Source organism: Rhizobium sp. BK251, from assembly GCF_004345245.1.
Classification (GTDB): domain Bacteria; phylum Pseudomonadota; class Alphaproteobacteria; order Rhizobiales; family Rhizobiaceae; genus Rhizobium.
This window is the reverse complement of sequence record NZ_SLUQ01000008.1, coordinates 197,707-210,085: the sequence shown is the minus strand read 5'-3', so window position 1 is coordinate 210,085 and position 12,379 is coordinate 197,707. Positions and strand designations below refer to the sequence as shown.

Below are 12,379 nucleotides of genomic sequence, written 5' to 3'. Positions count from 1 at the left end.
ATCGCATCCGATTGAATTGTAAGGGGCTTGGGACGCCTCCAGGCAAATTTTTACTCGCATCCGATTAAAACGGTTGCGACTGCACATTCATCAGGTAGTCGTGGCAAAGTTTGAAACGTGCGGGTCGGCCATCTCCGACCCGATTGGCATGCCGCCAAAGCAAAAAAGCCCCTCCCTGCTGAAAGGGAGGGGCTCAGCCGGTCAGGCCGCCTTCCGGACCGGCGCGGTGGCAAGCATCCGTCCCGTGGGGACGAGAATGCCGGCCACGCCGTCAAGCCAACCTTCCTCCAGCTCAAGCGCCAGAAAGCGCGAGCGTTCGAAGGGGCCAGGCATGACGAGGTGTTGAGCCTTTGCAGCGAAGAAGCCGAAACGCTCGTAATAAGGTGCATCGCCGACGAGGAGGATCGCCCCGTGGCCACGCTGCTTTGCTTCCATGATCGCCGCGCGCATCAGGGCCGAACCCACGCCCTTGCCCCCGTGCTCCGGATCGACGGCCAGCGGACCGAGAAGGAGCGCATTGATCGCATTGCCGTCCATGCCGACGCCGGCCTCGACGTTCCAGAGCCGAACGGTGCCGATCACGTGGCCGTCTCGGTCGCGGGCAACGAGCGCGAGCCCGTCCGCCGGGATACGGCCGCGGCGCAGCTTCTCGGACGATTTCTTGCGCCGCTCCACGCCCATGGCGCGGTCCAGCAGGTTTTCGCGAGCGACGACATCGCCCGGGTTTTCTGCATCGATGACGAAGCTTGAGGGCGCAAAGAATGCGCGCACAGAATTAAGGACAGCGGCCATCTTGGCCTCCCGCACTCAAAACCGTTTCAGACGGTACCAGAGGAAATTGTGAAGGTGCCGCCCCGGCTGACTACGGGGCTGGCGAAATCTGACCTTAGATGACGTAGGCCTTCAGCGGATCGAACCCGTTGAAAGCGACCGCCGAATAGGTCGTCGTATAGGCGCCGGTGCCTTCGATGAAGACCTCGTCGCCGATGGTGAGCGTCACCGGCAGCGGGTAGAGGTTCTTCTCGTAGAGCACGTCGGCCGAATCGCAGGTCGGGCCGGCAATCACGCAGGGCTCCATCTCGTCGCCGTCGCGCTCAGTGCGGATCGGATAGCGGATCGCCTCGTCCATGGTCTCGGCAAGACCGCCGAACTTGCCGATGTCGAGGAAGACCCAGCGCGCATCGTCATTGTCCGACTTCTTCGAGATCAGGACGACTTCAGCCTTGATCACGCCCGCATTGCCGACCATGCCGCGGCCCGGCTCGATGATCGTCTGCGGAAGCTGGTTGCCGAAATGGCTCCGCAGCGCCTGGTAGATCGACTTGCCGTAGGCTTCGGCCGACGGGACATCGCGCAGGTACTTGGTCGGAAAACCACCGCCCATGTTAACCATCTGCAGGTGGATGCCCTGCTTTGCCAGCGATACGAAGACGCGCTTGGCATCGGCGAGCGCCGAATCCCAGGCATCGACCTTCGTCATCTGCGAGCCGACATGGAACGATACGCCGTAGGACTGCAGGCCGAGCTGGTGGGCGTAGACGAGAACGTCGACGGCCATCTGCGGCACGCAGCCGAACTTGCGGCTGAGCGGCCATTCGGCACCTTCACCATCGGTGAGCACGCGGCAGAAGACCCGAGCGCCGGGAGCGGCGCGCGAGATCTTCTCGACTTCCTCGTGGCTGTCGACCGCAAAGAGGCTGACGCCGAGCGCATGCGCACGAGCGACGTCGCGTTCCTTCTTGATCGTGTTGCCGTAGGAAATACGGGCAGCGGTCGCGCCGGCATTGAGCGCCATTTCGATTTCGGCGACGGACGCGCAGTCGAAGTTGGAGCCCATGTCGGCGAGCAGCTTCAGGACTTCCGGAGCCGGGTTTGCCTTGACAGCATAGTAGATGGCGCTGTCCGGCATCGCATGACGGAAAGCATGGAAATTGTCGCGCACGACGTCGAGGTCAACCACGAGGCAGGGACCGTCGGGACGTCGGGTTGCGAGAAAGTCGCGGATGCGCTGGGTGGTCATGTCAATTCCCTCTTCCAATTCCAGAGCTCCGGCAAAAACCGGAGGACAAAGGGCATGCGAGAACCGCTCAGGAACCAGCCGGTGGAGACCCCGGATCCCTAGCAGCGCTCGATGCGCAAATGATGAACCAACACCGCAAACACGGTATGGGTTCGGCTTTGTCTGCCATGGATTGGAGGGAAGATCCCAACCGCACTTCCGGCAATGAAGGTGTGCCTCTTCAGTAACCCCCGCTGATGGAAAGCAGGGAGAGAACAAAAAGGCCCGCACCGTCGTTGCTTCAGGCGTCCTCGCATTTTCCGGTTGGCCGGAATAGCGACTGGAGGGGTTAATTCCAGGTACCTTACCGATTTCCTCACCAATTCGAGGGTTCGGCGGACACCCATGGGCACGTGCGACTTTGGGCTGAACGGGAAATAGGAATATTCGCCGTCATAATCAAGAACTTTTTTATCCTCCGGCATCAGAAAATAATTGAACAAAATGGGGTAATTTGTTCAACGTTTCTCAACGGCGGAGGATTGGCACTCGCATGGATACCCTGACCCGCATTCGTGCTTTTATCGACGTGGTTGAAGCGGAGGGTTTTTCGGCCGCGGCGAGGAAGACCGGGCGCTCGAAAGCGTTGCTGTCCAAATACGTCCGCGAGCTGGAGGACGAGCTCGGCGCGCTGCTCCTCAACCGCACGACCCGGCAATTCTCGATGACCGAGGCCGGCCACACCTACTATCGCACGGCCTCCGACATTCTGAAGGAGATCGACAATCTCGCCGACCTCGTGCGCGAGAACAATGCGCAGCTCAAGGGAAGACTGCGCATTTCCGTGCCGCGCACCTTCGTCGATGCCGATGTGGGCCAGTCGCTCATCGATTTTGCCAGGGAGAATCCCGACCTTTCGCTGGAAATCGCTGCCGATGACCGCTTCGTGGACCTGATCGAGGAAGGCTTCGACGTCGCCGTGCGCGTCACGAAGCTGGAGGACTCAGGCATGATCGCCCGCAAGATCGCGGATTTCCGCACCCATATCTGTGCCACGGCCGAATTCGTCGAGAGCCACCAGCCGCTGGAACACCCCTCCGATCTCGCGCGCGTGCCCTTTATCGTCGATACGAACGCCCGTTCACCGACGACCTTACGCTTCTACAATCCCGACAGCAGCCCCTTTAGCGTGGCGGTGAGCGGCCCGATCGAAGTCAACAGCCCTCATGCCACGCTGCGTGCAGCGCTTTCGGGTCTCGGCGTCGCCGCGGTGCCGGATTTCATCGCGAGAAAGGCGATCGAGGAGGGCACGCTCGTCACGCTCTTCAACGACTACCTTCCTACCGATCGCGGGATCTATGCGGTCTATCCCCACCGTCGCTACCTCCCTGCCAAGGTGCGCATATTCGTGGACTACCTTCACAACTGGTTTCGCCGGCACGCCTGATTCAATTTGCCGCCTTTCCAGGCGTCCCAATTCCGTCCAATTCTCTGGACAGGAATCAAACCAACCATCAACCGCGGTAACCGGGCATATGAAAAAATCCATCTTCGGGGTTGCCGGGCTTGTCATGCTCGCGCCGGCGACAGCCATGGCGCATCCACATATTTTCGTCGAGGCGCGGCTGGAGATCGTGGCCGCTGATGACGGCAGCATTCAGGAGCTGCGAAACGTCTGGCGATTCGACGAGGTGTTTTCCTCGTCAGTGGTGATGGATTTCGACAAGAACACCGACCTGAAGCTCGAGCCTGCCGAACTGGAAGAGGTGGGCACGACCGTTCGCGATTCACTGGTCGACTATGACTACTACATGAACCTTTCGATCAACGGAAAGAACGTCACGGTTCAGAAGCCTGACGTCATCAACGTCGACTACAAGGATGGCCAGCTCCTGATGTTCTTTGCCGTCAAGCCGGCGGAGAAGATACCGCTCAAGGGAAAACTGGACTTCGGCGTTTATGATCCGACGCTCTACACCTCGATCGACTTTCCGACGGACAAGGAACTGATCCTCGTCGGCGATGGCTTCAAGGGCTGCAAGCACCAGGTGGTGCGGCCCGACGCCGACCAGGTGATTGCGGAAAACAAGAACTCGCTGACCGACGCCTTCTTCAATGACCCGACGGGCACGAACATGTCGAAACTCTTCGCGACAAGGCTCGAGGTCACATGCTGAAGTCCTGCCGCATTGCGCTCCTGCCGGCCGCGGCCCTTATCGGCCTCGCGACCTTCGGCATTGCGCATGCGCAATCGCCACTCGGCATCGGCACGGCCGAGCCGAGCTTCACTGTCGGCGGCCCGCTGGCGCCGCTTTTTGCTTGGGTCAACTACGAGCAGCAGGCATTCTACCGCTCCCTAACGACGGCGTTGAAGGCGATGCGCGAGGATCCCTGGAAGCTGACTTCGCTGATCGCGCTTTCCTTCGCCTATGGCATCTTCCATGCCGCCGGCCCCGGTCATGGCAAGGCAGTCATCTCCTCCTACATGGTCGCCAACGAAACGCAGCTGAGACGCGGCATTGTCATCTCGTTCATTTCCGCCTTCGTGCAGGGCCTTGTCGCCGTCCTCCTCGTCGGCTGCGCGTGGCTGGTGCTGCGCGGCACCAGCATCACCCTGACGAAAGCGACCAGTGCTCTGGAACTCGCCAGTTTCGTCATGGTGATATTCTTCGGGCTCTGGCTGCTGTTCCGGAAGCTCCGCTCCATGCTGAGCCGCATCCCGGCGCAGCGGATGCTCGCCACGCCGGCAGGCCCGGTCAGCATGGCACTGGACTGGACCGACAACGTCCATCGCGAACAGGGAGGTTCCTTCCTCTTCGGGAGCGCCACGTCCAATCGTGCCGGTCGCGGGCATCGGATCGGTCCGGACATGATCTGCGAGACCTGCGGCCAGTCCCACATGCCGGATCCCGAGGCGCTTGACGGCGAGAAGTTCAGCGCGCGCGAGGCCTGGTCGGCCGTCGTTGCAGTTGGCCTTCGCCCATGCTCCGGCGCACTGCTGGTGATGACCTTCTCGCTGCTGAACGGGCTCTATCTCGGCGGCGTCCTGTCGGTCCTTGCGATGTCGCTCGGCACCGCGATGACCGTCTCGCTGCTGGCAATCCTGACCGTCATGGCCAAGGGCGCGGCTCTCCGCTACGCCGGGCACGGCTCCCGCCTTTCCACCTGGATCGGCAACGCCATCGAAATTCTCGGCGCGCTGCTCGTCATCTTTACCGGTGTGCTGTTGCTCGGCGCCGCGCTGCAGGCCTGAGGAGAAGCGTCAGCGACCCTTGCTGCGCTGGTAGCGCGCCCTTAGCCAAAAGACCATGAAGAAGGCGAACACGAGGCAAACGCCGACCGCCGAACCGAGCCAGGGCGAGAAGCCGCCGAACCACAGCACGATCGTCGGCAGGAAATAGATGACCAATCCCGCGCAGGCGAGGATGATCGCCGCCGCGATGGCCTGCGAACGCGTCTCCGATCTCGGATCGCCGTCGCTCATGTGCGCCCTTCCCCCTTCAGTTCGGCACGGATGTCTTCCAGCCGCCGGCGCTGCCTGCCGTTCTCGTCGAAGTTCAGGGGCGAAAGCCAACCCTCGAAGGCCGCTTTCAGCAGCGGCCATTCGCCGTCGATCATCGAGAACCAGGCCGTATCACGATTGGCGCCCCTGGAGATCATATGCTGGCGGAAGACGCCTTCGAAGGTGAAGCCATAGCGGCTGGCCGTCACCTTGCTCGCCTCATTCTGGTTGTGACACTTCCATTCGTAACGGCGATACCCAAGATCGTCGAAGACGTGCCTGGCCATCAAGTAGTGCGCCTCGGTCGCAAGCGGCGAGCGCTTCATGTCCGGCCCATGGGCGACCGAGCCTACCTCGACGACCCCATTCTTCGGATCCGGCCGCATGTAAGTCGCCATGCCGACCACGTCACTCGTGCCGTTGTGGCGGAAGACGAGCGTCACGAAGTTCGACTGCACACGCGCCTTGTCGAGCCAGGCGCCGAACTCGTCGATGCTGGCAAAATCGTCATTCGGGAAGAACCTCAGGAGCGCATCGACACCATCGGCACCGCCAAGCGCCTCCCAGAGCGTGTGGAGATGCCGGTCCCTCTCATAGGGCTCAATCGTTACGAAACGGCCCTCGAGTGTGACCGGGCCGGGAGCAGGGACATTGTAATTTTCGAGATCGCGCATGCACACTCCCTTTTTAGGAGTGGATAGGCCAGCCGCCGGCGAAAGGCAACTGGCCACATGGTTGCAGGTTCACAGCCCAACCTTTGCCGAGGAAACAGTCGCCTCGATGTGGTCGACCAGCGCATCGGGAAGGCCGAGGCGTCCGGCGAGCTGATCGAGATAGCCCCTCTCGGCGCGTGAATCCGGCTCGATTGCCAGTCTCGAAGCCGTATAGACCTCCACGCGCTGCTCTTCGGTTGTCGCGGCAGAAAGGATCGAATCGAGATCGACGGGGCTGGAAAGCTCCTTGAACAGAAAGCTCTCGACCTCTGCGCCGAGGCCCGCTTCCTTGAGCTTGCCGAGGATGCGGTCGCGTTCGGCATCGTCGATATGGCCATCGGCACGGGCAGCGGCGATCATCGCGCGCACCAGCGTCAGCGCAAACTCGTTGCTGAGCACGCTCGGCTGCGTAGCGAAGCCGGATTCGGCCGGCGGCGGAAGCAACTGCGGCTCGCTTGGCGTCGCCGTCTGCGGCGCCTGGCCGGACTGGTAGTTCTTGTATGCGAGATAACCAAGGCCTGCGACGGCGGCGAGGCCGCCGATCGTCACGGCATTGCCCGCAAGCTTGCGCCCGGTCTTGGTACCGAGCAACGCCGCTGCGATGCCCCCGGTCAGGAGCGGATTGTCCTTGGCAAGCCTGGTGATGTCGCCGGCCTTGTCGCGGACGCTACCCTGCATTCCGGGCACCTGCGAGCCGAGAAACTGATCCAAGAGTTTGCGGGCATCGATCATTCCGTTCCTCCATCGTTATGACTGCAACGGACATAGGAAGCCGGAACGGCAAATGCAAACTCATGAAACGCGCGCCGCGGGCATTTTGCCCCGCGGCGCGCGCAAGATTATTCGACGTGGACCCTATCAGGCCTTGAGCGCGGCGGCCTCGGCGGAAAGCTTGGTGATGCCAGCCCAGTCGCCGGCGGCAACCAGTTCCTTCGGCGCGACCCAGGAGCCGCCGACGCAGACGACGTTGGGCAGCGACAGGTAGTCCTTGGCATTCTTGAGTGAAATTCCACCCGTCGGGCAGAAGAGCGTTCCGGCAAGCGGCGACGACAGTGCCTTGAGATAGGCAGCACCGCCGGCCTGTTCGGCCGGGAAGAACTTGAGGACCCCATAGCCGGCTTCGCGCAGCGTCATGACCTCGCTGGCGGTGGCCGCACCCGGCAGCAGCGGTACCGGGGAATCCTTGGCGGCAGACAGAACACCGGGCGTAACGCCGGGGCTGACGATGAAGGTCGAGCCAGCCTTGACGGCGGCGTCGAAATCCCTGGCGTTGAGGATCGTTCCAGCACCGACATTGGCGCCCTCGACCTCCCCCGCGACGGCCTTGACCGCATCGAGCGCGGCGGGCGTGCGCATGGTGATCTCGATCGCCTTCAGGCCGCCGGCGACAAGTGCCCGAGCGAGGGAGACGGCCGACTTTGCATCTTCCACGATCAGCACCGGGACGACCGGCTGAAGTTTGAGGATGGAGAGAAGCTTCTCGGTTTTTTCGCTCATAGCGGACCGCTCCCTTAAAACGATTGAAAGTGCCACTCGAATAGCGCCGTTGCCAGGCCTTGTCGAGCCAAAACCCTGGCCTATCCTTTGACGGGTATCAAATGCCACAAAGTTGCGCTAGGCTGCCCGCCGACGCCACAGAAAGACGTTTCCAGCGATCATGGCAAAAGAAATCGAACGGAAATTTCTCGTCCGCAGCGAAAGATGGCGCGGCAGCGAAACCGGCAGGTTCTCGCTGCGGCAGGCTTACATCGCGTCGCTCGATGACAGGTCCGTGCGCGTCCGCCTCGTGAACGACACGAGGGCGACCCTTACCATCAAGATCGGCAAGGGCACGACAAGGGACGAGTTCGAATACGAGATCCCCATCGCCGATGCCCGGGAACTCATGGACAGCGCTGTCGGCTGCGTGGTCGAAAAGACGCGATACGAGGTACCGTTTGGAGACTTCACCTGGGAGGTTGACGTCTTCGATGGATATTATCGCGGACTGACGATTGCCGAAGTCGAGATGAACGACGAGACCGACGACCCCGAGCTTCCCGATTGGCTGGGTGCCGAAGTGACGGGCGACGATCGGTATTCCAACCAGAATCTCGCCATGAGGGCATACACGAGAGACGCCATACATGGCTTATCGCATACGGCCTGAGAAATCCTTCACGGATGAGGTCCGTAGCGCGGCTACCGAGCAGTTGCAGGGCGCAATCATAGATCTTTCGGAGCGGCCGGATGGCCTTCATGAAGCGATCCACGACGCCCGCAAGAAGTTCAAGCGCCTCCGCGCGCTCTATCGGCTCATCGCAGATGATGCGCGCCACTTCCGCAAGCAGGAAAATGCGCGCGTGCGGGAAATGGCACGGACCCTTTCGGTCGTCCGTGATGCGACCGCCCTCATCGAGACGACCCAGCATTTTGCCACGGTGGTTTCGTCCGCGGAGCAACGCAAGGTCCTGAAGGTCCTCAAGTCGGCATTGACCAAGCGCAGGGACCGCCTCGCCGCGGACGAAACCGACCTGGAAGACAAGGTTGCCGCCGCAATCGCCGTCTGCCACGAGGCGCTCGACGCCATATCCGGACTGTCGCTCGCGGACCGGCCCCGCAAGGCGGCGTCGACGCTCCGCAAGGGATGGCTGAGGATGCGCGCAGGCGCCGAGGCGGCCGTCTCGCTTTGCCAAGGCGAAGCCCATGTCGAGCATTTCCACGAGTTGCGCAAGCGCAGCCAGGATCACTGGATGTACAGCCAGTTGCTGCGGGACGTCTGGCCCTCCGCCATGCGCGCCAAGCAGGCGGAAACGAAAAGGCTCGTCGACCTCCTCGGGTACCAGAACGATCTGGCCGTGCTCTCAGCGCTCCTGAACGAGGACAGGGCTCTCGTCGACACGAGCGAAAACCTTGCCCATGTCCTCGCCATCATCAACTCCTGCCAGCAGAGCCTGCGGGAAGAGGCGCTGGAACGGGCAGAGAGAGTCTTCGCCGGCGACGCCGAACAGGAAGCCCGGATCGTCGGCGTGCTTTGGACCGTTGGGGCCAAGTAGGAGCAGCAGTTGCCGGTCGCTAACCGAGGGCAACTGCCGCACCTGCGGCCAATGGGCAATTGCACATGCGCGAAAGACGCTGTATTTCGGGCGCCCATGACAGACACTCTCTTCAGCCAGACGCAGGCGACACCGGGCGCGTTCCTCGTGGCCGCGCTCTATCATTTCGTCTCCTTCCCCCGTTTCCGGGATTTTCAGGAGCCGCTCCAGCAGCTTTGCGACGAAAACGGCGTGAAGGGCACGCTGCTGCTTGCCCATGAGGGCATCAACGGCACGATCGCCGGCCCGGACGCCGGCATCGGGGCGGTGCTTGCCTTCCTGCGCGCCCAGCCGGAATTCTCCGCGCTGGAGCACAAGGAAAGCCGCGCTTCAAAAATGCCTTTCGTGCGCATGAAGGTGAAGCTGAAGAAGGAGATCGTCACCATGGGCGTCGAGGACATCGACCCTAACAAGATCGTCGGCACCTATGTCGCCCCGCGTGACTGGAACGCGCTGATCTCCGACCCCGACACGATCGTCATCGACACGCGCAACGACTACGAAACGGCGATCGGCATCTTCAAGGGTGCGGTCGACCCGAAGACGAAGACGTTCCGCGAATTTCCGGAATGGGTGCGCGGCAACTCCGGGCTTCATAACAAGCCGAAGATCGCCATGTACTGTACCGGCGGCATCCGCTGCGAAAAGGCGACGGCCTTCATGAAGGAACAGGGCTTTGACGAGGTCTATCACCTCAAGGGCGGCATCCTGAAATATCTGGAAGAGGTCCCCGCGGAAGAAAGCCTCTGGCAGGGCGCATGCTTCGTCTTCGACGAGCGCGTCTCGGTGGAGCACGGCCTGAGGGAGGGCAATCATAAACTCTGCCACGCCTGCCGCAATCCGATCACGGCCGAAGAGGTCGCTTCCCCCTTCTTCGAGGAAGGCGTCTCCTGCAGCAATTGCTACAGCGAACGCTCCGAGGAAGATCGCAATCGCTTCCGCGAACGTCAGAAGCAGGTGGCGCTGGCAAAGAAACGCGGCGAGCGGCATATCGGCAGCTAAGGCTTTCGCATTCCGCGGCTAACCGGCGCGTTCCTCGATTGCGCAGCGGAACCGTTCGAGGCTGTTCCTCAGCACCCCACCTTGCACCGCCTCGTCCACCAATGCTGCTTGTGCCTCGTCCGTCTTGCCCGCCAGCGGCAGCCGAAGGAATGCCTCCTCGACAATATGTAGCGACATCGTGTTCAGCACATCGTTCAGGAGTTCCAGCACAAGATCGCCCCGATGCGACGCGTGCGCGAACATCAGGGGCTTGAACGGCACCTCGTCCCGCGAGACCAGCCAGTCAAGCGCATTCTTGAACCCGCCGGGAATGCCATGGGCATATTCCGGGCAGGAGACAATCAACCCATCGGCAGCCCCTATCTTCTGCGCCAGCGCGACGACGATAGCGGGCGTGCGCTCGCCCTCGTCGTCCGGATTGAAGATAGGCAGATGCCCGATGAGGTCGCAGGCCTCGATCGTGATGCCATCGGGCGCATGATCGCGCAGCGCCTGAAGCAGCCTACGGCTCGTGGAAGCACGCCGCTGGCTGCCGCAGAGCGCATAGAGGGAAAGGGAGCGATCGGACATGGGCCTTGTCTACCCCTAGTCATCGAGTCGCACTATCGCTTTCCGACTCTGACGAAAACGCGAGTCCCCCCGGCTCTGCTGAAGGAAGACGGCGGGTACTTATCCCGCCTTGTGATTTCCCTTCGGGAACTGGCTCGCCAGATCGCGGTACCACTTGCCGCTCTTCTTGACCGTACGCACCTGCGTCTCGTAGTCGACATGGACGAGACCGAAACGCATGCGGTAGCCTTCCGCCCATTCGAAATTGTCCATCAGGCTCCAGGCGAAGTAGCCGCGCATCGGGTAGCCGTCCTTGATGAGATCGGCGACGACGGACAAGTGATCGCTGTAGTAGTCGAGGCGCGGCTGGTCATCGACCTCGCCGTTGACGACGTCCGTGTTGTAGCAGGCGCCGTTCTCGGTGATGTAGCACTCGGGCAGCTCGTAGCGCTTGTAGAGTTCCTCGACCACATGGCGAAGGCCCGGCGAATAAACCTCCCAGCCGATATCGGTCTTCACGTCGCTTGCGGGTGCGGCTTCCACCGTCCAGGGGAAGTCGCCCTTCTTCGTTGCATCGTCGTGGACGCGGTCCGGCTTGTAGTAGTTGAGACCCCACCAGTCGAGCTTCTGGTTGATGGTCTTGAGCTCGCCGTCCTTGATCTTGGGCATGCGGTCGCCGAGCGCCTCGACGAATTCCTGCGGGTATTCACCCTTGAAGACTGGATCAAAGAAGGCACCGTTGTGGAACTGGTGGGCTCGCTCGGCAGCGGCGAGATCGGCCGGGCTGTTCGAACCCGGGATGATCGAGGAGGCGTTGAGCACGAGGCCGACCGGCACGTTCGGCGCCTCGGCACGGATCGCTTCCACACCAAGCCCATGGGCGAGGTTCATGTAGTGCATGGCGTAGAGCGCTGCCTGAATGTTGCGCTCGCCGGGTGCATGGATGCCATAGAGGTGACTGAGCCAGACGATGCACCACGGCTCGTTGAAGGTAGCAACGGAATCGAGCCGGTCGCCGAGGCGGGCCATGACCGTCTTGGTGTAGCGCTGGAAGGCATAGGCGGTCGAGCGGGAGGTCCACCCGCCGTCACCCATCAGCGCCAGCGGCAGGTCCCAGTGATAGAGTGTTGCGAAGGTCTTGATGCCACGCGCCTTGCAGCCGTCGACGAGCCGGTCGTAGAAATCGAGACCAGCCTCGTTCACCGGGCCCGTGCCATCAGGAATGATGCGCGGCCACGCGATCGAGAAGCGGTAGGCTTCGACGCCCATCGCCTTGATGAGATCGAGATCCTGTTCCAGCCGGTTGTAGTGGTCGCAGGCGATATCGCCATTGTCGCGGTTATAGACGCGTCCCGGCATGTTGGAGAAGGCATCCCAGATGGAAGGCTTCCTGCCGTCGGCCTTGGTTGCACCTTCGATCTGAAAGGCCGCGGTCGCAACGCCAAAGGTGAAATCGCCCGGGAAGCGGGCTGCAAGTGTCTTCGCGTCAATCATCTGGAATCCCGTTTTTGATTTATCCGCCCGATCCAAACCGGCAGGC

Annotated in this window: 14 protein-coding genes; 6 read left to right on the top strand and 8 right to left on the bottom strand. The window is 61.8% G+C overall.

The features are described from left to right. Positions 1 to 201: 201 nt before the first annotated feature. Positions 202 to 792 carry an N-acetyltransferase gene (locus tag EV286_RS21545; RefSeq protein ID WP_132959215.1) on the bottom strand — a complete coding sequence of 197 codons (591 nt, stop codon included), beginning with the start codon at positions 790 to 792 and terminating at the stop codon, positions 202 to 204. A 94-nt stretch (positions 793 to 886) separates the two neighbouring features. Beyond that, positions 887 to 2,020, bottom strand: a complete 1,134-nt coding sequence (gene odc2, locus EV286_RS21540; RefSeq protein WP_132959214.1) for an ornithine/lysine decarboxylase — start codon at positions 2,018 to 2,020, stop codon at positions 887 to 889. Between the two features lie 532 nt (positions 2,021 to 2,552). Between odc2 and EV286_RS21535 the strand changes: the two genes are divergently transcribed. The 3 genes from EV286_RS21535 (at position 2,553) to EV286_RS21525 (ending at position 5,252) form a co-directional block, all read left to right on the top strand. Next, positions 2,553 to 3,446, top strand: a complete 894-nt coding sequence (locus tag EV286_RS21535; RefSeq protein ID WP_132959213.1) for a LysR family transcriptional regulator — start codon at positions 2,553 to 2,555, stop codon at positions 3,444 to 3,446. An 88-nt stretch (positions 3,447 to 3,534) separates the two neighbouring features. After that, complete coding sequence (locus EV286_RS21530) at positions 3,535 to 4,176, top strand: DUF1007 family protein (RefSeq protein ID WP_132959212.1); 642 nt, start codon at positions 3,535 to 3,537, stop codon at positions 4,174 to 4,176. Next, a complete protein-coding gene (locus EV286_RS21525; protein ID WP_132959211.1) occupies positions 4,170 to 5,252 on the top strand; it encodes a nickel/cobalt transporter in 1,083 nt (360 codons plus the stop codon). Before EV286_RS21530 ends, EV286_RS21525 begins: the two co-directional genes overlap by 7 nt. A gap of 9 nt (positions 5,253 to 5,261) precedes the next feature. On the opposite strand, the gene EV286_RS21520 is transcribed toward EV286_RS21525, so the two are convergent. The 4 genes from EV286_RS21520 to EV286_RS21505 all read right to left on the bottom strand — a co-directional run bounded on the left by EV286_RS21520 (position 5,262) and on the right by EV286_RS21505 (position 7,711). Beyond that, positions 5,262 to 5,483, bottom strand: a complete 222-nt coding sequence (locus tag EV286_RS21520; protein ID WP_132959210.1) for a hypothetical protein — start codon at positions 5,481 to 5,483, stop codon at positions 5,262 to 5,264. After that, positions 5,480 to 6,175, bottom strand: a complete 696-nt coding sequence (locus EV286_RS21515) for a GNAT family protein (RefSeq protein ID WP_132959209.1) — start codon at positions 6,173 to 6,175, stop codon at positions 5,480 to 5,482. The genes EV286_RS21520 and EV286_RS21515 overlap by 4 nt, the downstream gene beginning before the upstream one ends. 69 nt (positions 6,176 to 6,244) lie before the next feature. Further along, entirely contained in the window at positions 6,245 to 6,946 is a 702-nt protein-coding gene (locus EV286_RS21510; RefSeq protein WP_132959208.1) for a tellurite resistance TerB family protein, read from the bottom strand. A gap of 126 nt (positions 6,947 to 7,072) precedes the next feature. Further along, positions 7,073 to 7,711 carry a 2-dehydro-3-deoxy-phosphogluconate aldolase gene (locus tag EV286_RS21505; protein ID WP_132959207.1) on the bottom strand — a complete coding sequence of 213 codons (639 nt, stop codon included), beginning with the start codon at positions 7,709 to 7,711 and terminating at the stop codon, positions 7,073 to 7,075. A gap of 160 nt (positions 7,712 to 7,871) precedes the next feature. On the opposite strand from EV286_RS21505, the gene EV286_RS21500 reads away from it, so the two are divergent. From EV286_RS21500 to EV286_RS21490, 3 genes are all read left to right on the top strand, one after another. Next, positions 7,872 to 8,363, top strand: a complete 492-nt coding sequence (locus tag EV286_RS21500; protein WP_132959206.1) for a CYTH domain-containing protein — start codon at positions 7,872 to 7,874, stop codon at positions 8,361 to 8,363. Continuing rightward, a complete protein-coding gene (locus EV286_RS21495; RefSeq protein WP_132959205.1) occupies positions 8,341 to 9,249 on the top strand; it encodes a CHAD domain-containing protein in 909 nt (302 codons plus the stop codon). The genes EV286_RS21500 and EV286_RS21495 overlap by 23 nt, the downstream gene beginning before the upstream one ends. A gap of 96 nt (positions 9,250 to 9,345) precedes the next feature. Next, positions 9,346 to 10,290, top strand: coding sequence for a rhodanese-related sulfurtransferase (locus EV286_RS21490; protein WP_132959204.1), 945 nt, complete (start codon positions 9,346 to 9,348; stop codon positions 10,288 to 10,290). Positions 10,291 to 10,308: 18 nt separating this feature from the next. Here EV286_RS21490 and EV286_RS21485 read toward each other — a convergent pair whose 3' ends face one another. Both EV286_RS21485 and EV286_RS21480 read right to left on the bottom strand, forming a co-directional pair. After that, complete coding sequence (locus EV286_RS21485; RefSeq protein ID WP_132959203.1) at positions 10,309 to 10,860, bottom strand: NADPH-dependent FMN reductase; 552 nt, start codon at positions 10,858 to 10,860, stop codon at positions 10,309 to 10,311. A 99-nt stretch (positions 10,861 to 10,959) separates the two neighbouring features. Further along, positions 10,960 to 12,333, bottom strand: coding sequence for a GH1 family beta-glucosidase (locus tag EV286_RS21480; RefSeq protein ID WP_132959202.1), 1,374 nt, complete (start codon positions 12,331 to 12,333; stop codon positions 10,960 to 10,962). Positions 12,334 to 12,379 lie beyond the last annotated feature (46 nt).